Consider the following 16,058-nt stretch of genomic DNA (forward strand, 5'->3'; position numbering starts at 1 on the left):
AAGGCGCGGCACCGGGAACGGAAGCGAGGGTCCGGACAGGACGGTCCGGCCGTGGACGGGGTTGGCCGGAGCCGCCGGAGGGGTTGCCCTGGCGTACGTCCAGCCTGGCATCCGGGTGCGGGACGAGGCAACGTGTTGCCCTCGGCCTTGCGGTCGGGCAACGGCGGACGGCCGGCAGGAAAGGGGCAACCGGCCGCCTCACGTGCCCACCGGATGATGTGGCCCGACAATCACACGGGCGATTCCCGCATCGTATTCCGGTGCACCCGCCGACGCGGAAAGGCTTACCTTTTTCCGCGTAGTCCGGCGGTCGGGGTCACCGGCGACCCGACCGGAGTCGGGTGCGGGTCGAGGGTCAGAGCTGGCCGAGGCCGGCCTGGCGGGCGCGTTGGATGGCCTGGCTCCGGTCGGCCACCTGGAGCTTGGTCAACACGTTGGACAGGTGGTTGCGCACGGTCTTCGGGCTCAGCGTCAACCGGCGGGCGATGACCAGGTTGCTCAGTCCCTGCGCGACCAGGTCGAGCACCTCCCGCTCCCGGTCGGTCAACTCGGGGAAGGGCGCGGCCCCGCCGGCCCTCGCACCGGACAGGAAGCTCACCGCGCGGCTGGCGACCACGGGGCCGAGCAGCACCTCGCCGTTGGCGACGGCGCGCACCGCGCGTTCCACCTCGGCCGGTGCGGCCCCCTTGAGGAGGTAGCCCCGGGCGCCCGCGCGCAGCGCGGCGAAGACCCAGTCGTCGTCGTCCAACATGGTCACCACCAGGACCCCGATGCCCGGGTGTCGGGCGACGATCTCCCGGGTGGCCTCCACTCCGGACCGCCCGCCGAGATGCAGATCCATGATGATCACGTCGGGTGTGCGCAGGTCGGCGACCCGCGACGCCCCGTCGGCGTCGGCGGCCTCACCGACCACCTCCAGCCCGGCGGTCGACGCCAGCAGGGCGGTCATGCCGAGCCGGAACACCGGGTGGTCGTCCACCACCGCCACGCGGATCACCTCACCGGTCACGGCCCACCACCACCGGCTGTGCCACCGTAACGGCCGGGTCGGCGGCGGGCGGGCCGGCCGGCGACGCCGCCGGCCCGGGTACGACCGGTGGGTCGTCCCAGGGCGGCAGCCGCTCCGCCGGCAGCCGTACCGTGACGGCGGTGCCGCCGTCCCGAGCGGGGCCGACCACGCACACCCCGCCGATCCCCTCGGCCCGTTCGCGCATCGACCGCATCCCCACCCCGGCCGGCGCGTCCGGCGACACGCCCCGGCCGGCGTCGGTGACCCGGACGGTCAGCCCGTCCGCGCCGCGCACGAGGCTCACCGCGCAGGCCCCCGCGCCCGAGTGCCGGTGCACGTTACGGACGGCCTCGGCGACGATGCCGTAGATGGCGGTGGCCACCGGCTCGGGCAGGGGCAGCGGCACCGCCTCCACCCGCACGGCCAGCCCGGACGGTTCGTACCGCTGGGCCAACTCGTGCAGGGCCGGGACCAGGCCGCGCTCACCCAGCACCGGCGGCAGCAGGGCGCGGGCGATGTCGCGGATCTGCTCGACCCGCTGGTCGGCCTCCTCACGTAGCCGGTCCAGCAGCCGCCCTGCGGCCGGTGGGTCGACGGTCAGCAGGTTGCGGGCCGCCTGGAGGCCGAGCGCCACCCCGGCCAACGCCGGGCCGAGCCCGTCGTGCAGGTCCCGGCGCAACGCCCGCCGCTCCTCCTCGCGGGCCTCGGCCAGCCGGGACCGGGAGCCGGCGAGGGCCCGGCTGGTGGCGGCGAGGCTGGCCGCGGAGGAGACCAGCGGCACGAGATCCAGCAGCGCGGCCCGGGTCCGACCGTCCAACCGCTCCCCCGCCCGGGCCCAGGCCACCAGCCGGCCGATCTCGGTGTCCGCCCGGCGCAGCGGCAGCAGCAGCGGCTCCCCGCGCGGGCCGGCCGCGTCGCACCGGCCGGCGCACGCCTGAGGGCCGTCCACCTCGATCTCGCACCCGCCGAGGCGGAGCAGGTCGGTGAGGCTCTGCGCCACCCCGGTGAGCACCTCCACCGGGTCGTCGGAGGCGCTGATCCGGTCGCCGACGCCGCGTACGACCCCGAGCGGCTCGACCGCCTCGCCGTGGATCAGCCGGTCGACGCCGCGCTGCACCCGGGACCGGGCCGGGTGCACGCCCGCCGCGACCAGCGCGGTGACCAGCACGCCGGGCACGGCGGACGAGGCGGGCAGCGCCGCGTCCAGCACGGTCACCCCGGAGACGTACGCGGCGACCAGCAGGAAGGTCAACAGGAACCAGACCAGCGTGCGGCGGACCGCCATCTCGATCCCCCACAGCCGCTGCCGGAGCACCACGGCCAGCACGGCGGCCGGGAAGAACGCCTGGGAGGCGAGCATCGCGACCGGCGCCAGCCACTCCGGGATCCGCCGGGACGCGTCCGGACCGAAGCCGACCGGCGCGAAGCTCAACGCGAGCAGCACGGCACCGATCGCCAGCCAGCCCAGTCCGACCCGCTGCCCCGGCGTCCCGGTACGCCACCGGCGGACCACCCCGGCCGCGGCCACCAGCCCGAGCAGCGGCACCGCGGCGAAGAGCAGCGGCTCGGCCCGTTCGATCAGCTCGGCCCAGGTTGCGCCGCGGATCGGCAGCGGCGCCCCGGAGGGCTGGCCGGGCCGGCCAGGCCAGGTCAGCTGGCACACCTCGATCGCGGCGACCACCGCAGCGCCGACGGCCACCGCCAGCCGGGCCGGTGCCGGCAACCGGCCCTCGCGGACCAACCAGGGCAGCACGACGATCAGCGAGAGCATGCCGGGCGCCCAGGCCCAGTGCCGGGCCGAGGTGATCCAGACCGGATCGGGCAGCTCCGGGTGCGTCCGGAGCAGGGCGGTCCACTGCGCGCCGAACGCGGACAGGCCACCGCCCGCTCCGGTCGCGGCGAGCAGCCAGGCGACCGGGTGGCCGCGGCGCCACAGGACCAGCGCGGCCACCGTCCCGTAGACGGCGCAGTCGGTGAAGTCGACCATGAAGTAGAGCTCGGACAGGCCCCACGGCCGGTGGGCGAGCAGCCAACAGCAGGTCGTACCGGTGAGGAGCAGGGCGCAGGCGACGGCCACCGACGCGGCGGCGACCGGCCGGCGGTGGTCCCCGGCCACCGGCGGTCGGTCCGCCACGGGGAGCAGGTCGGCAGGCATGACCCGATCCTGGCAGTCGCCGGTTCAGTTGCCGAGACCCCGGCGCTCCAGGGCGAATGTCAGTCCGGCGACAGTGGCCCAGAGCGCGGCCGGGGCCAGCGCCAGGTACTGCAACGGCACCGCCTGGGTCACCGCGACCAGCGCGGCCATCAGCAGGCTGAACACCGCCAGCCAGCGGCTCACCGAGCGGCGCCGCAGGCCGGCGACGGCGACCGCGCCGGCGCTGAGCCCGGCGCCCGCCCAGACCCACGGGAAGGTGTTGTAGCCGGCGGCCAGGGCGGCCACCGTGTCGGCGTCGGTCTCGTCGACGTGGCCCAGGTCCCAGTACAGCTCGGTGGCGACCCCGCCGCCGACCAGCAGCATCGTCGCGACTAGCAGCAGCCCGCCGGCCGCGACGTCGGGCAGCAGGCCGCCGGCGGGCTCCCGGGCCGCGAGCCGGCGCCGCAGCCCGGCGGCGAACACCGCGAGGCAGCCGGCTCCGAGCGTGGTGAGCACCTGGAAGATCCAGACGTACGCCTCCCGGCCGGCCATCGCCGCGCTGAGCCGCCCGTTGTCGGCGAGCAGCGCCCGGTCGACGTCGGTCAGCCGCGGGCCGAGCTGGAACAGGGCGATGCCGGTGACCCCGGCGAGGACGCCGGCCACAGCCCAGCCGCGTCGGGCCGGTGCGGTCGGGGTTGCCGGGGTGTCGGCGTCGAGGGCGGCGCTCATCGGCACGGACATGGTTCCTCCTGTGGGACGGACCGGCGACCCGGCGGATCGCCGTGGTGCGCAGCCTGCTCGTCCCGCCGTCCCGGGCGCACGGGTGCGACGTCCCGCCCGACCGGGCGGTTCCGCCCGGTGTCCGCCGGGCGGTCCACCGTCCCGTCCGGTCGGTGCCGGTGTCCCTGGTGGCCGGGACGGCGGGCCGGTCACGGTGGAGCGGCCCGTTAGGACCGAGCTGGGAGGCCCCTCGATGCCCGAGCAACACGCCGACGACCTGATCCGCGCCGTCCAGGACCTGGCCCCGGAGCTCACCGCGCGGGCCGGCGAGATCGAGCGGGAGCGGGAGATCCCGGCCGACCTGCTCGACCGGTTGCGCACCGCCGGCTGCTTCCGGATGTTCGTGCCGCGCAGCCACGGAGGGTACGAGGTGGACCTGCGCACCGGGATGGCGGTGCTGGAGGCGCTGGCCCGGGCCGACGGCTCCACCGGTTGGACGGTGATGATCGGTGCGGAGAGCCCGCACCTGCTGGCGATGCTGCCCCGCGACCGGTTCGACAAGCTCTACGCGGCCGGCCCGGACGTGGTGGTGGCGGGTGCCTTCGCGCCCTTGGGGCGGGCGGAGCTGGCCGACGGCGGCTACCAGGTCGCCGGCCGGTGGCCCTTCGCCAGCGGCTGCCGGCACGCCGACTGGATCTTCGGCAACTGCGTGCTCACCTGGGACGGAGAGCCGCTGCCCGGGACGGCCGGCCAGCCGCCGGAGACCCGCTCGATGCTCTTCCCGGCCGACCGGGTCACCGTGGTCGACACCTGGCACGTGCTGGGCCTGCGCGGCACCGGCAGCCATGACGTACTGGTCGACCCCGTCTTCTGCCCGGCGGAGGAGACCTTCGACCTGTTCACCGGGACGCCCTGCGTGCCCGGCCCGGGGTTCGTCGCGCCGCTGGTGCACTTCGTGCTGCACCTCGGTGCGGTGGCGGTCGGCATCGCGCAGGGCGCGCTGGACGACCTGACGGCGCTGCTCGGGGACGGCCGGCAGCGCCTCTACGCCCGGCAGCCGCTGGCCGACTCGCCCGCCTTCCGGATCCAGCTCGGCCGGGCCGAGCTGCAGGTACGGGCGGCGCGGGCACTGTTGCACAGCCTCGCCGACGAGCTCTGGACGGTGTGCGTCGAGAAGCCGTCGGCGGTCGCCGAGCTGCACCCGACGATCTCGGCCAGCCTGCCCTGGGTGACCGAGCTGGTCACCGCCGCGGTGGACACCTGTTACCGGGCGGCGGGCGGCGGGGCGACCCGGGACTCGTCGCCGATCCAGCGCCGGTTCCGCGACCTCCACACCTTCGGTCAGCACGCGGCGGCGGCCGAGGGCTGGCTGGGCAACAACGGCGCCCGGCTGCTGGGGCGGCCGGTGCAGCTGGCGTACTGAGCCCGGCCGCCGGCCGGCCGGGGGGGGGGGGCCGGGCCGGCGGCCCCGTGCGGGCAGCCGGCGCTCCGGATCAGCCCAGTTGCGGGACCACCTCGCGAGCGAAGAGCCGCATCGGCTCCGGGTCGGTGGGCTCGTGGAAATAGAGCATGAAGTACTCGATGCCGGCGTCGACCAGCCGGCCGAGGATGTCGACCAGCTCGGCGGGGGTGCCGACGGCGCTGCCGGTGGCCGTCTCCGCCCGGTCCCGCCCGCCCAGCCGGGCGGTCACCTCGGCGTCGGTGGCGCCGGTGAACACCGACAGCGCCGCGGTACGCAGGATGGCGTCGTAGTCCCGCCCGACCTCGGCGCAGTGGCCGGCGAGGACGTCCAGCTTGTGCCGGTGGAACGCCGGGTCGGTGTGGTCGGTGAGGTTGCAGGCGTCGGCGTACCGGGCGACGGTGCGCAGGGTGCGCTTCTCGCCACTGCCACCGATCATCAGCGGGATGTGCGGTCGCTGCACCCCGGGGGGCACGTTCTGCGCCCCGGTCACCCGGTGGAAGCGGCCGTCGACGGTGGCCACCGGTTCCCGCATCGCGGTGATCACCCGGGCGGCCTCGTCCAGCCGGGTGAGCCGCTCCCCGGTCGACGGGTACGGCTGGTCGAACCCGTACGCGTCGTACTCCCGCTGGTCCCAGCCGCCGCCCAGGCCGAGGAAGGCCCGGCCGCCGCTGGCCACGTCGAGGGTGGCCGCCATCTTGGCCAGCAGCGCCGGGTTGCGGAAGCTGTTGCAGGTGACGATCTGGCCGAGCCGCACCCGGCGGGTCTCCCGGGCGATCGCCGACAGGCTGGTCCAGCACTCGAAGGTGGTCTCCGGCTCGCCGCTGACCGCCTGCACGTGGTCGTAGAGCCACACCGAGTCGTAGCCCAGGTCGTCGGCCTCCCGGGCCACCCCGACCATCGCCTCGAACTGCGCGACCGGGTCGGCCAGGTGGGTGAGGTCGGAACGCCAGCCCTGCGGCAGCACCACCCCGAACCGGATCCCGCTCATTGCCCGCCCCTCGTCGTCGACAGCGCAGGTCAGGGTACCCGGGACGGGGCCCGCGACCCGGGGGCCGGCCCCGGGCGGGTGGTGCCGCGCACAGCCCGCCCGGGGGATCCGCGGGCCTCAGACGTACGGCGGGACCGCGTACGCGGCGCGCAGCGCGGCCAGCCCGGTCGCCTTCGGGGTGAGGGTGCCCCAGCCGGAGTTGAAGTAGTTCGTGCGGGCGATCCGCGGCCTGGTCTGGGCGTTGAGCGCCGCGATGGCCGGTGGCACGGTGGCGATCCAGCCGGCCTGGTCGGGGATCTCGGCGACCCGGACGCCCCACTCGGCGATGAGCACCGGCCGGGACAGCGCGATCGGGCCGAGGTCGGCGACCGCCCAGTCCTTGGTACGGCGGAACCGGGCCAGCGCGGTGTGGGTGGGGTCGGTGGCGTAGACGTTCCACTGGAGGAAGTCCAGCTTGGCCATCAGCGACTCGGGGTGGGTGCGCTGGTAGGAGGCGCGGTCCCAGCCGCCGACGCCCACCGAGAAGGTGGTGCCGGCGGGCAGGCCGCGGGCCTTGAACCAGTTGACGATGTAGGTCACCGCCTGCACCGCCCGGGCATCGGACTGGGCCCAGGTGTAGGCCACCCCGGCCTCGGTGGTGCCGAACTCGTGGTCGGTGTCCAGCTCGGAGGCGAGTTGGATGTTCACGCCGAAACCCATCGTGCGGTACTGGGACAGGGCGCGGGCGAACAGGCCGTCGCACTGGCCGGCGAGCACCTGGCCGTACCCGTACGCCTTGGGCCAGGTCGTGCCGGGTCGCTGCTGGATGGTCATCGCGGGCGCCGGGACGGTGTAGGTGACCCCGTCGACGGTGAAGGTCTGCGCCCCGGTGCTGGAGCTGCCGTAGTGCTTCAGCTCCAGCACCATATTGATCTTGATACCGGACTGGCCGAGCGTGATCAGCCACGGCCGGTTGTAGCCGGGAAAGATGTACGCGTCGGCGAAGCTGCGGTACTGGGTCAACGAGCGGAAGTTCCCACCCGCCATGTCGGCCGTCGGGTCGGCGCCGCCGGAGAGGTAGTAGCCGCCGAGGACCGGCGCGGCGAGCGCGTAGTCGACGCTCGCGGTCGCGGCGTTGCCGCTCCGGTCACGCACAGTGACGGTGATCCTGGGCATCACGCCACCGCCCGGAAGACGGCGACCGAACCGGTGTCCGACACCCGGGTCCAGGTGCGGCCGGAGTCGTCGGTGACGGTCACGGTCAGCGGGTCGATGACGGCGTTGACCTTGACCGGGTTGCTGCTGTTGCCCTTCGAGTCGGTGACCACGACCGTCACGGTCACCTGCTGGGTGTCGGGGTCACTGTAGGTGACGGTGAGGAGCATCTGCTCCCCCGGTGAGAAGGTGGTCGCGTTCAGGGAGGCGGACGCGCTGGGAGCGGCCATGACGGGCCTTCTTTCCTGCTCGGGTGCCGAGCCCGGCTCGGCGCCGGTTCAGCGGGAGGGGATGGTCCCGCTGTCCGAGGGGTGGGACGTGGCCCGCCGTCCTGCGCCTCTGATCTGCCTCAACACTGCCCCCACCAGGGGCTTTGCGTCCTGTCCGGTTTCCGATGGCGGTACCGTCGTCCGGCTGACTGCGCCGGCCACCGGCAAAGCGGAGAATGGTGGGGTTGGCCCTCAGCCGGCGCGCCGGCGGGTGCTCGTGGGCCGGACGGCGAAGACCGCCCCCGCCGCCCGGGCGACCGACCCGAAGGTGTCAGCGGCCGCGTCGACCGCCGCCGCCAGCTCCGACGGCGACCACGGGTGACCGTCCACCGCCGCCCGGAACGCCCGCCAGTCCGCGTCCGGGTCCATCCCGACCCGCCGGAAGAAGCCGGTCCCCCGCCCCTCGGGCAGCCCGAGTCGCCGCTCGACGACCGGCGCGATCACCCGCCCGCCGAGCGCGCTGCCCAGCAGCACGTACCGCCCGCCCACGGCCGCCGCGAGCCCGTCGAACCGGGGCACGACCACCCCCGGCCCGTCACCCTCCGCCACCAGCGGCGCGCCGAGCTCCGCCAGGTCCGCGCGGAGCAGGTCGGCCGCCGCACCCAGGCGCGGATCCAGACCCGACCCATCCCACCCGTACGCCGCGGCGAGCCGCTCCTCCAGCGGCTGCCAGGCGGCGAGCATGGCGGTGAGCACGATCACCAGGTCGTCGCGGTCCCGGACCCGGCCCGGCAGGTCCAGCACCCGCTCGACGGCGAGATGCTGCTCGCGGGTGCCGGCGCGCAGCACGGCCAGCATCGTCCGCTGACCCGTCGAGGGCCCGTGATCAGGCATCCGGCCAGTATGCCCGCCTCGTCCGACCGGAGGTCAGCGGCCCACGGGCCGTGCTTTTCCGCTGGCCCGGGTCCGCCGGATGCACTAGGAAGGCAGTCATGCGATGCCGGCCACGCTCTTCCTGACCTGCGGCCTCCAGGGCAGCGGCAAGACCACCCTGGCCCGCCGCCTCGCGGAGGAACATGCCGCCCTGCGGCTCACTGCCGACGAGTGGCTGCACGACCTCCACCCCGGGATGCCCGAGGCGGAACTCGACACCCACCGGGACCGGGTGGAGGCGATTCAGTGGGCGACGGCGCTGCGGGTGCTGACCCTGGGCTGCAACGTCGCGCTGGACTGGGGACTCTGGGCCCGGGAGGAACGGGACCGCTACCGGTCCGAGGCCCGGGCCGTCGGCGCCCGGGTGGTGCTCTGCCTGCTCGAACCCACGCAGCAGGAGCTGCGCGACCGGTTGCGGGTAAGGAACGCCGACCCGGGCACGGGCGTCTTCCGGATCACCGACGAGCAGTTCGACCGGGCCTGGGACCTCTTCCAGCGGGAGCGTCCCACACCAGAGGAGTTGCGCCTCTTCGACCCGATGCCCTGACCGGGGTCGCGTCCGCCGGCACCGGCCGCCAGGATGGACGGATGGACCGGCACGCCACCCCGCTGGACCGACCGACGATGCTCCTCGTGCACAGCCCGCTCCTCACCCCGGCGACCTGGGACGCGCTGCTGCCGTACCTGGAGACGGCGGGGTGGCGGGTGGTCGTACCCGACCTGCGTCCGCTGGTGCGGGCGCCGTCCTTCCATGCGGCCGTCCGCGCGGCGGTCGCCGCCGACGTCGCGCCCGGGGCACCCACCGTGGTCGTCGGCCACAGCCGGGCCGGGGCCTACCTGCCCGGCATCGTCGACGCGGTCGGCGGTGACGGCCCGGACGTGGTGTTCCTGGACGCCAGGCTGCCGCATCCGGGGGCCAGCTGGCTCGGGTCGTCGCCGCCCGAGCGGGCCGCGTGGCTGCGGGAGCGGGCCACGTCGGGTCGGCTGCCCAGGTGGGACACCTGGTTCCCGGCCGACTCCATGGCGGACCTCCTGCCCGACCCCCGGCTGCGATGCCACGTGCTGCGCGACCTGCCGGAGCTGCCGTGGCAGGTCGTCACCGAGATACTGCCCCCGACCGGCGCGGGGTGGGACGCGGCCCGGCCCAGCTACCTCCAGCTCAGCGCGGCGTACCGGCCCACGGCCGACCGGGCCGAGGAGGCGGGCTGGCGGGTCCGGCGGGTCGACGCCGACCACCTGGCGATGGTCAGCCGACCCGAGCTGGTCGCGGACCTGATCCGCTCGACCGTCGGGACGGCTGCCGGATGAGCGGCGACGTCCAGCTGAGCCCGGACGACCTGCGGGTGGTCGCCCGCTATGCCGCGCAGTGCGCCCAGGACGCGCTGTCGATCTACGAAGCGGCCCATCCCGGAGACCGGCGACCCCGGGCCGCCGTCGAGGCCGCCCGGACCTTCGCCCAGGGCGCGAGGCGGACGAACCTTCAGCGTACGACCGCGTGGGCCGCCCACCGGGCCGCGCGGGAGGCGGCCACCGAAGCGGCCCGGGAGGCGGCCCGCGCCGCCGGTCACGCCGCCGGCGCGGCCTACCTGCACCCGCTGGCGAACGCCACCCAGGTCGGACACATCCTGGGCGCCGGGGCGTACGCGGCACGCGCGGCAGAGCTGGCTGCCGGCGGGGACCGGACGGTCGGCGAGCGGTGGATCGAGCAGGCTCGTCGACGGGCGACACCGGCCCTGGTGGCCGTGCTCAGGCGCTACCCCGCCGCTCCGGCCGGCGGGAGCCGGGTGGCCGAACTGATGAGCGCACTGGACGGCGCGCTGAGACGGACCTGACCTGGCGGCCCGGCGCGCGACCGTCCGTCACGATCCGGCGGCGGCCAGCCGGACCGCTTCCGCCGCCGCGTCCAGTTCCCCGCGCACGATGCCGCAGAAGACGCAGTCCGCTGCCGGGGTGGCCCCGTCGGCTGTCGATGTCATGCGCGAAACGTAGTCACCCGGATCTGCTTCCTCAACGCGGTTCCCGGCCACGGATCCGGGATGCTGTCCACATGAGTGGTCCTGTCGTCGCCGCCGGACGGCGGCACTCGTTGGGGCTGCGTGCCGACGGCGCCGTGGTCGCGGCCGGCGCGGGGACGTCCGGCGAGTGCCGGGTCGAGGGCTGGACCCGGATGGTCGCCGTGGCGGCGGGCAACGTGCACACAGCTCGGAACACCGGGCGGTCGCACAGCGTCGGGCTGCGGGCGGACGGCACGGTGTCGGCGACGGGCTGGAACGGCGACGGGCAGTGCGACGTCGGGTCGTGGCGCGGTGTCACGCTGGTCGCCGCGGGCTGGCGCCGTACCCTCGGGCTGCTCGGTGACGGGACCGTGCTGGCCGCGGGGCGGCTCCACGAGGGAGCATGCGACGTGAGCGGGTGGCGCGAGATCGTCGGGCTGGCGTGCGGCGACTGGCATTCGGTGGGCCTCCGGGCCGACGGGACCGCCGTCGCCGTGGGGAACGACCGCCGCGGGCAGTGCGCCGTCCACGGCTGGCGGGACGTCGCGGCCGTCGCCGCCGGCTACCTGCACACCGTCGGCCTCGCCGGCGACGGGCGGGTGCTGGCGGTCGGGGACCGGTCGACGGGCGCCTGCGACGTCGACGCCTGGCGGGACGTCGTGGCGGTGGCGGCCGGGAGCTACCACACCGTCGGGGTCACCGCGGCCGGGCGCGTCGTGGCCGTGGGCAGCAACGACTTCGGGCAGTGCGACGTGGCCGACTGGCGCCGGATCGTCGCGGTGGCGGCCGGATCCACCCACACCCTGGGGGTACGCGCGGACGGAACGGTCGTCGCCACCGGCGCCAACGAGAGCCACCAGTGCGATGTCGCCGGCTGGGACACGATCGGCCCGCCCGCCTAGGCGCGTTGCGTGGGCCTTCGTCGCACGTCGCGACTCCCGTGGTTCGAGGCGGACCGCATGCCCTACCGACGGCCCGCGCTACTTCTCCGCCGGCACGTCGTGAAACCACCGCCGGGACGATGCGGGCACCAGCAACAAGCCGACGATGGCGGACGCGGCAACGATCTGGAGCCACCCCGACGGATCCGCCTTGGTGATCGCGACGACGCCGTACCCGACGCCGGCGGTCGAGAAGACCGTCGTCAAGAACCGGGCCCGCCCGCTGCCTCGCCACAGGCCGTGAGCCATCGCCAGGAGGAGAACCACCCCTACCAACCCGGTGGCCATCCGGGGTCCGCTCGCAAGCATCGTCGAGGCCGGGAGGGCAGCGGCCACAAGCAGCGTCACGGCGGCGACCACCGGGCCGGGAACGCGTCGCTGACCTTGCTCGACCACCGGTTCAGGACAGGTGTCGTTCGACTGCTCCATCAGACCTCCGACCGGCTTCGACCAGGCGCTGAGCCATCCGCTGGCGCCGTTCTCATCGGCTCGACGGCATCGGCTCACCGGACCGGCGGCCGTAGACGAGAGTGACCAGGAAGAGGACGCCGACCGCGGCGAAGATCCCACCCATCGCCCGTTCCAGCAGGACGAAACGCGCCAGACGCTCGTCGTACCCGGCTTGCGCCAGCCAGCGCCGCGGCGGCACTCGGCGCAGCACACCGGCGGTGGCCATGGACCGGCGCATGTGCCACTCCGTCACGCCTCGAAGGTTGGCGGCCAGGGCAACACCGAGGAGTCCCATGGCCAGACTCATGACGACGGCCGCCACGAAGCGCCATCCCGCCATCTGACCTCCTTGCTGGATCGACGGTCATCCGCCGCCCTGTCCTGCGGCGCTCAGGCCATTGTCAACCGGCGTCGGTCTCTCCCGCTGCCCCGTCTGTCCGTGCATGCCTCGAGCCTTACGATGGCGCGGTGACGACGGACAAGTGGGCGCAGTGGCTCCTGAGCCGCCGGGACGGCGACAGCGCGGACCTGCGGGCCCGCTACGCCCCGGAGTTGGCCGCGTTCCGGGACGGCGTCCTCGACGGAGCCGGCCTGGCGGCCGACGACGTGGTCCTCGACGTGGGCTGCGGGACGGGACTTGTCGGGTTCGGCGCGCTGGATCGACTCGGCCCGGACGGCCGTGTCATCTTCAGTGACGTCTCACCGGATGTGCTCGACGAGTGCCGGCGTACCGCCGGTGGCGACGGGCGGTGCAGCTTCGTGGTCGCCTCGGCCGACGACCTCACCGGAATCGCCGACGCCTCCGTCGACGTCGTGACCACCCGGTCGGTGCTCATCTACTCCGATCGCAAGGCCGCCGCCTTCGCGGAGTTCTTCCGGGTCCTGCGGCCGGGCGGACGGATCTCCCTGTTCGAGCCCATCAACCGCTTCGCGGAGCTGCTCCGGCCCGGTGATCTGTTCGGCACCGGCGACTCGCCTGCGGACGACCTGATCGCCAAGGTCCGCGACGTCTACCGGAGCACCACCGAGGAAGCCACCCGACCGATGATGGACTTCGACGAGCGTGACCTCGTCGACTGGGCGGTGACCGCCGGCTTCGAGGCGGTGGATCTGGACTACCGCGCCCAGGTCGACGTCCCCTCCCACCCGATCGGGGACTGGGAAGCACTCAAGCGCGCGGCGCCAAACCCCTTGGTCCCCACGTACGGCGAAGCGATCGATGTCGCGCTGACCGACGACGAACGCGAGCGTCTCGACACGTACCTGACCGCCCTGGCCACGGCCGGTACGCCAACACGACGCACGATGGCCACGGCGTTCCTTCGCGCGCGGCGTCCACACGGGAACCGCTGAGGACGTATCGCGCCACTCGCGCTCGCCCACGCGCCGGCCACGGATGTCCGCTGGGCCTGGCGCCCATCGCCGTGGCGCCCGGACCGCGGCAGAAGAGGACGGTCTAGTTGTCGCCTCGGGGTCCGTCGCGGACCACCGCCAACCCGCCGACCCGGGTCGTGATGCCCGCCGGCACGCGTCGTGCGGAAGCGAGCACGCTGGCCGGCCGGCCGAGGGTGTCACCCTGCTCCACCTCGATCGCGATCGTCTGTGCCCCTGTCGTGTCGAGCAGGTGGGCGGCCAGGCAGCCGGTGCTGTTGGCGTTGGCGACGTCCTCGTCGACACCGATCGCCGGCGCGAACATCCGCGCCGCACCCGGTCGGTCGCCCACCGGCGGTACGTACACGAAACAGCCGAGGAGCCCGTACCGCCGGCACGCCGCGGCCAGCCTGCCGAGGTCTGGGCGGACCCGGAGCAACGCCGACCGGTCGTGGACCGGTACCAGCATGCGTGGCGCGCCGGGCGCGGCGATGCGTGGCGCGTCGGTCCGATGCGGGTCGTCCGCGGTGAGCCCGAGCGCGGCGACGATCGCGGCGCGCTCGTCCGGTGCCGGGTCACGCAGCGCGACGAGGCCCTGGTCGAACCACACCTCGATGCCGGCGGGGCGGCGGATCGCGACGGTGTCGAACGTACGCCCGCCGGTGTGTTGGCGGTCGCTCAGCTCGCCCAGCGCGGTGCGGGTCAGCCGGACGGCCTGCGCGGCGACGGTGCCGTGGCCGCAGCCGGACAGTTCGGCGGTGGCGGTGAAGAACCGGACCGGCCAGCCACCGTCCGGCGTCCGCCCCGGGCCGAGGAACGCCGCGTGCGAGGTGCCGGCCGCGGCGGCGACCGCACGCCGGTCCGCGTCCGTCGCCGCCGGGTCGTCGTCGGCGACGGCCGTGGGGCTGCCGCCCCGGCCGTCGCGCCGCACGCACGCATCAACCACCGTGACATCCGGCCAGGACATGGGCCCACCTCTGACGCTCGACGAACCGGCATCCGCGAACGGCGTGGGATCCGGCGGGGCGAATATCGAGGTAAAGATCATGGCGAGTGTGGATGCCGACGCGATGATTCCCCCGAGCGCGGGGTTCAGGGCGAAGCCCAGTGCGACCCCTGCCAACCCCACGCACAGTGCGGTGACCCAGATCGCCCGCTGCTTCCGAGTCATACGGAGCCACACCGATCTGCTCGTTGTCGCCATGCCGGTAGGGTGCCATGAATCGATCAGTCTGGCGTCCTGGCAGATCTGCGTACCTGAACCTGGTTCCGGCGGTGACTGTCTCAAGGGCGGATCCCTGCCGAGGGCCCTCGACCGGGCTCGGGCTGCTTCGCGCAGTGAGCGGTCAGGGTGTGGACGCCTGCCGCACCTGCTCGAAGTGGAACTCGCGAATGAAACAGTCTCGTGGTTGGCCGACCGCGAAAAGCACGCAGTCGATGACCGATCGCGCGGTGAGATCGCTGTTTGCCTGACGGGGCCCGTCCTGAACGAAGTCCGGCGGAAACAGTGAGATCACCCGGATCCCTTCTGGCCGGAGCCGGTGCGACAGGATCTCAGCGAGTCCGGCGTGGGCATGCTTGGCCGCGTAGAACGCGGGATGTGCACCCGAGCGGCGGTGCCCCACCTCGCCGCATGCGGAGATCATGTTGACGATGTCGGGCCGCGACGATGCCCGTAGCAGCGGCAGTAGATTTTTGGTCAACAACATGGTGCCGGTCCCGCCCGCAGCCATCACGCTTTCGATCCTGTCGTCCGAGACGTCTCCCAGGTCGTCGCCTTCGATGTATGGGGCACCATTGTTGATCAGCACGTCGAGGTGCTTCGTCCGTTCGGCCACGGCACCGGCGAAGGCGCGCACCGACTCCGGTACGGCGAGGTCGCAGTGAAACACGTCAGCCCGGCCTGGCCCCCGCTGGCTGATCGCATCCGCAACATGCTCGGCCGCAGCCAGGTCGCGGGCCGAAAGGAAGATCTGCGCACCGTGCTCGGCGAAGGCTTCGGCCAGCAGTCGTCCGGTGTCACGTGCGGCACCGGTGATGGCGACGCGCAGACCGTCAAGGTTCATGGCCGAAGTGAAGCATCTGAACTCTGGTTGAGGTCAACAGGAACCTGCCGAGATCGGGCACCCGCTCTTCGGCATGACAGGGCGCCGCCTCGCCCCTGGCTTGCTGGCTGACGCGTTCCGGGGTCCACTAGTCGACCGCGGCTGACTCCTCGGTCGGGCGGGGTGTGCCGTTGACGAACCGGGGTCGTCGGCCCGGACCTCGACGCGGTCCGTCCGGGTCGCCGGCAGCATGATCGACCAGGGAAAACGGTTGGTGGGGCGGGCGGGACTCGAACCCGCGACCGAGGGATTATGAGATCAAGAAGGGCGATCCGGCAGCCTGCATACCTGGGCCTCTACCAGCGGAAACTCCTCTCGACATCTCTCACCGCTCCCCCACCGTCCGTCGACTTCTTGCGGACTGGATGCGGACTGTCTGCTGCCGCGAGGTGGCCAGTTCGCCGGTATCTTCCGGTTTGCCCGGACACCTACATTCCCGGGTGGGACTCGACATGTGGCGTAGCGTTCCGCAGCTAACATCGAAGGCTATGCAGCCTCTCCGAGATGTGCACGACGTCGCCCTCCTGCCCTTTAGCACCCATGGCGGC

The 16,058-nt window shown here is 73.8% G+C and carries 17 protein-coding genes; 6 read left to right on the top strand and 11 right to left on the bottom strand.

Annotation, left to right across the window (positions count from 1 at the left end; translation table 11 throughout):
• Positions 1–355: 355 nt before the first annotated feature.
• From GA0074704_RS24155 to GA0074704_RS24165, 3 genes are read right to left on the bottom strand one after another with little or no spacing between them, the layout of a single operon-like run.
• Positions 356–1,009 carry a response regulator transcription factor gene (locus GA0074704_RS24155; protein ID WP_231926670.1) on the bottom strand — a complete coding sequence of 218 codons (654 nt, stop codon included), beginning with the start codon at positions 1,007–1,009 and terminating at the stop codon, positions 356–358.
• Positions 999–3,164 carry a sensor histidine kinase gene (locus GA0074704_RS24160; RefSeq protein ID WP_088972606.1) on the bottom strand — a complete coding sequence of 722 codons (2,166 nt, stop codon included), beginning with the start codon at positions 3,162–3,164 and terminating at the stop codon, positions 999–1,001. Before GA0074704_RS24160 ends, GA0074704_RS24155 begins: the two co-directional genes overlap by 11 nt.
• Positions 3,165–3,188: 24 nt before the next feature.
• On the bottom strand, positions 3,189–3,884 hold the full coding sequence (locus GA0074704_RS24165; protein ID WP_088972607.1) for a hypothetical protein: 696 nt from the start codon (positions 3,882–3,884) through the stop codon (positions 3,189–3,191).
• Between the two features lie 232 nt (positions 3,885–4,116).
• Here GA0074704_RS24165 and GA0074704_RS24170 point away from each other — a divergent pair, with 232 nt between their 5' ends.
• Positions 4,117–5,286 carry an acyl-CoA dehydrogenase family protein gene (locus GA0074704_RS24170; RefSeq protein ID WP_088972608.1) on the top strand — a complete coding sequence of 390 codons (1,170 nt, stop codon included), beginning with the start codon at positions 4,117–4,119 and terminating at the stop codon, positions 5,284–5,286.
• Between the two features lie 70 nt (positions 5,287–5,356).
• Here GA0074704_RS24170 and GA0074704_RS24175 read toward each other — a convergent pair whose 3' ends face one another.
• The 4 genes from GA0074704_RS24175 to GA0074704_RS24190 form a co-directional block, all read right to left on the bottom strand.
• On the bottom strand, positions 5,357–6,313 hold the full coding sequence (locus GA0074704_RS24175) for a TIGR03560 family F420-dependent LLM class oxidoreductase (protein ID WP_197697570.1): 957 nt from the start codon (positions 6,311–6,313) through the stop codon (positions 5,357–5,359).
• A gap of 117 nt (positions 6,314–6,430) precedes the next feature.
• On the bottom strand, positions 6,431–7,468 hold the full coding sequence (locus tag GA0074704_RS24180; protein ID WP_088972609.1) for a hypothetical protein: 1,038 nt from the start codon (positions 7,466–7,468) through the stop codon (positions 6,431–6,433).
• On the bottom strand, positions 7,468–7,737 hold the full coding sequence (locus tag GA0074704_RS24185) for a hypothetical protein (protein WP_088972610.1): 270 nt from the start codon (positions 7,735–7,737) through the stop codon (positions 7,468–7,470). The genes GA0074704_RS24180 and GA0074704_RS24185 overlap by 1 nt, the downstream gene beginning before the upstream one ends.
• A 231-nt stretch (positions 7,738–7,968) precedes the next feature.
• Entirely contained in the window at positions 7,969–8,610 is a 642-nt protein-coding gene (locus GA0074704_RS24190) for a biliverdin-producing heme oxygenase (RefSeq protein WP_157743781.1), read from the bottom strand.
• Positions 8,611–8,713: 103 nt separating this feature from the next.
• On the opposite strand from GA0074704_RS24190, the gene GA0074704_RS24195 reads away from it, so the two are divergent.
• From GA0074704_RS24195 to GA0074704_RS24210, 4 genes are all read left to right on the top strand, one after another.
• On the top strand, positions 8,714–9,196 hold the full coding sequence (locus tag GA0074704_RS24195; RefSeq protein WP_088972612.1) for an AAA family ATPase: 483 nt from the start codon (positions 8,714–8,716) through the stop codon (positions 9,194–9,196).
• Between the two features lie 41 nt (positions 9,197–9,237).
• Positions 9,238–9,957 carry an alpha/beta fold hydrolase gene (locus tag GA0074704_RS24200; RefSeq protein ID WP_088972613.1) on the top strand — a complete coding sequence of 240 codons (720 nt, stop codon included), beginning with the start codon at positions 9,238–9,240 and terminating at the stop codon, positions 9,955–9,957.
• Positions 9,954–10,481, top strand: a complete 528-nt coding sequence (locus GA0074704_RS24205; RefSeq protein ID WP_088972614.1) for a putative immunity protein — start codon at positions 9,954–9,956, stop codon at positions 10,479–10,481. The genes GA0074704_RS24200 and GA0074704_RS24205 overlap by 4 nt, the downstream gene beginning before the upstream one ends.
• A gap of 215 nt (positions 10,482–10,696) precedes the next feature.
• The gene (locus GA0074704_RS24210) at positions 10,697–11,545 is read left to right on the top strand and encodes an RCC1 domain-containing protein (protein WP_088972615.1); all 849 of its coding nucleotides are present in this window, start codon (positions 10,697–10,699) and stop codon (positions 11,543–11,545) included.
• A gap of 78 nt (positions 11,546–11,623) precedes the next feature.
• Here the strand turns inward: GA0074704_RS24210 and GA0074704_RS24215 are convergent, their stop codons facing one another.
• Complete coding sequence (locus GA0074704_RS24215) at positions 11,624–12,013, bottom strand: hypothetical protein (RefSeq protein WP_157743782.1); 390 nt, start codon at positions 12,011–12,013, stop codon at positions 11,624–11,626.
• A 52-nt stretch (positions 12,014–12,065) separates the two neighbouring features.
• On the bottom strand, positions 12,066–12,374 hold the full coding sequence (locus GA0074704_RS24220; protein ID WP_088972617.1) for a hypothetical protein: 309 nt from the start codon (positions 12,372–12,374) through the stop codon (positions 12,066–12,068).
• Positions 12,375–12,502: 128 nt separating this feature from the next.
• Between GA0074704_RS24220 and GA0074704_RS24225 the strand changes: the two genes are divergently transcribed.
• Positions 12,503–13,387: a class I SAM-dependent methyltransferase gene (locus GA0074704_RS24225; protein ID WP_157743783.1), complete on the top strand. Its 885-nt coding sequence runs from the start codon at positions 12,503–12,505 to the stop codon at positions 13,385–13,387.
• Positions 13,388–13,490: 103 nt separating this feature from the next.
• Here GA0074704_RS24225 and GA0074704_RS24230 read toward each other — a convergent pair whose 3' ends face one another.
• Positions 13,491–14,372, bottom strand: a complete 882-nt coding sequence (locus GA0074704_RS24230) for a PhzF family phenazine biosynthesis protein (protein WP_088972619.1) — start codon at positions 14,370–14,372, stop codon at positions 13,491–13,493.
• Positions 14,373–14,751: 379 nt separating this feature from the next.
• The gene (locus tag GA0074704_RS24235; RefSeq protein ID WP_088972620.1) at positions 14,752–15,471 is read right to left on the bottom strand and encodes an SDR family NAD(P)-dependent oxidoreductase; all 720 of its coding nucleotides are present in this window, start codon (positions 15,469–15,471) and stop codon (positions 14,752–14,754) included.
• Positions 15,472–16,058 lie beyond the last annotated feature (587 nt).

The sequence above is a fragment of the Micromonospora siamensis genome (assembly GCF_900090305.1).
In the GTDB taxonomy this organism is placed as follows: domain Bacteria; phylum Actinomycetota; class Actinomycetes; order Mycobacteriales; family Micromonosporaceae; genus Micromonospora; species Micromonospora siamensis.

Coding starts and splice junctions, on each gene's coding strand:
- GA0074704_RS24190 (WP_157743781.1), bottom strand. CDS start 8,610: ATGCCTGATCACGGGCCCTCGACGGGTCAGCGGACGATGCTGGCCGTG.
- GA0074704_RS24235 (WP_088972620.1), bottom strand. CDS start 15,471: ATGAACCTTGACGGTCTGCGCGTCGCCATCACCGGTGCCGCACGTGAC.
- GA0074704_RS24215 (WP_157743782.1), bottom strand. CDS start 12,013: ATGGAGCAGTCGAACGACACCTGTCCTGAACCGGTGGTCGAGCAAGGT.
- GA0074704_RS24170 (WP_088972608.1), top strand. CDS start 4,117: ATGCCCGAGCAACACGCCGACGACCTGATCCGCGCCGTCCAGGACCTG.
- GA0074704_RS24200 (WP_088972613.1), top strand. CDS start 9,238: ATGGACCGGCACGCCACCCCGCTGGACCGACCGACGATGCTCCTCGTG.
- GA0074704_RS24230 (WP_088972619.1), bottom strand. CDS start 14,372: ATGTCCTGGCCGGATGTCACGGTGGTTGATGCGTGCGTGCGGCGCGAC.
- GA0074704_RS24175 (WP_197697570.1), bottom strand. CDS start 6,313: ATGAGCGGGATCCGGTTCGGGGTGGTGCTGCCGCAGGGCTGGCGTTCC.
- GA0074704_RS24160 (WP_088972606.1), bottom strand. CDS start 3,164: ATGCCTGCCGACCTGCTCCCCGTGGCGGACCGACCGCCGGTGGCCGGG.
- GA0074704_RS24165 (WP_088972607.1), bottom strand. CDS start 3,884: ATGTCCGTGCCGATGAGCGCCGCCCTCGACGCCGACACCCCGGCAACC.
- GA0074704_RS24205 (WP_088972614.1), top strand. CDS start 9,954: ATGAGCGGCGACGTCCAGCTGAGCCCGGACGACCTGCGGGTGGTCGCC.
- GA0074704_RS24180 (WP_088972609.1), bottom strand. CDS start 7,468: ATGCCCAGGATCACCGTCACTGTGCGTGACCGGAGCGGCAACGCCGCG.
- GA0074704_RS24210 (WP_088972615.1), top strand. CDS start 10,697: ATGAGTGGTCCTGTCGTCGCCGCCGGACGGCGGCACTCGTTGGGGCTG.
- GA0074704_RS24220 (WP_088972617.1), bottom strand. CDS start 12,374: ATGGCGGGATGGCGCTTCGTGGCGGCCGTCGTCATGAGTCTGGCCATG.
- GA0074704_RS24195 (WP_088972612.1), top strand. CDS start 8,714: ATGCCGGCCACGCTCTTCCTGACCTGCGGCCTCCAGGGCAGCGGCAAG.
- GA0074704_RS24185 (WP_088972610.1), bottom strand. CDS start 7,737: ATGGCCGCTCCCAGCGCGTCCGCCTCCCTGAACGCGACCACCTTCTCA.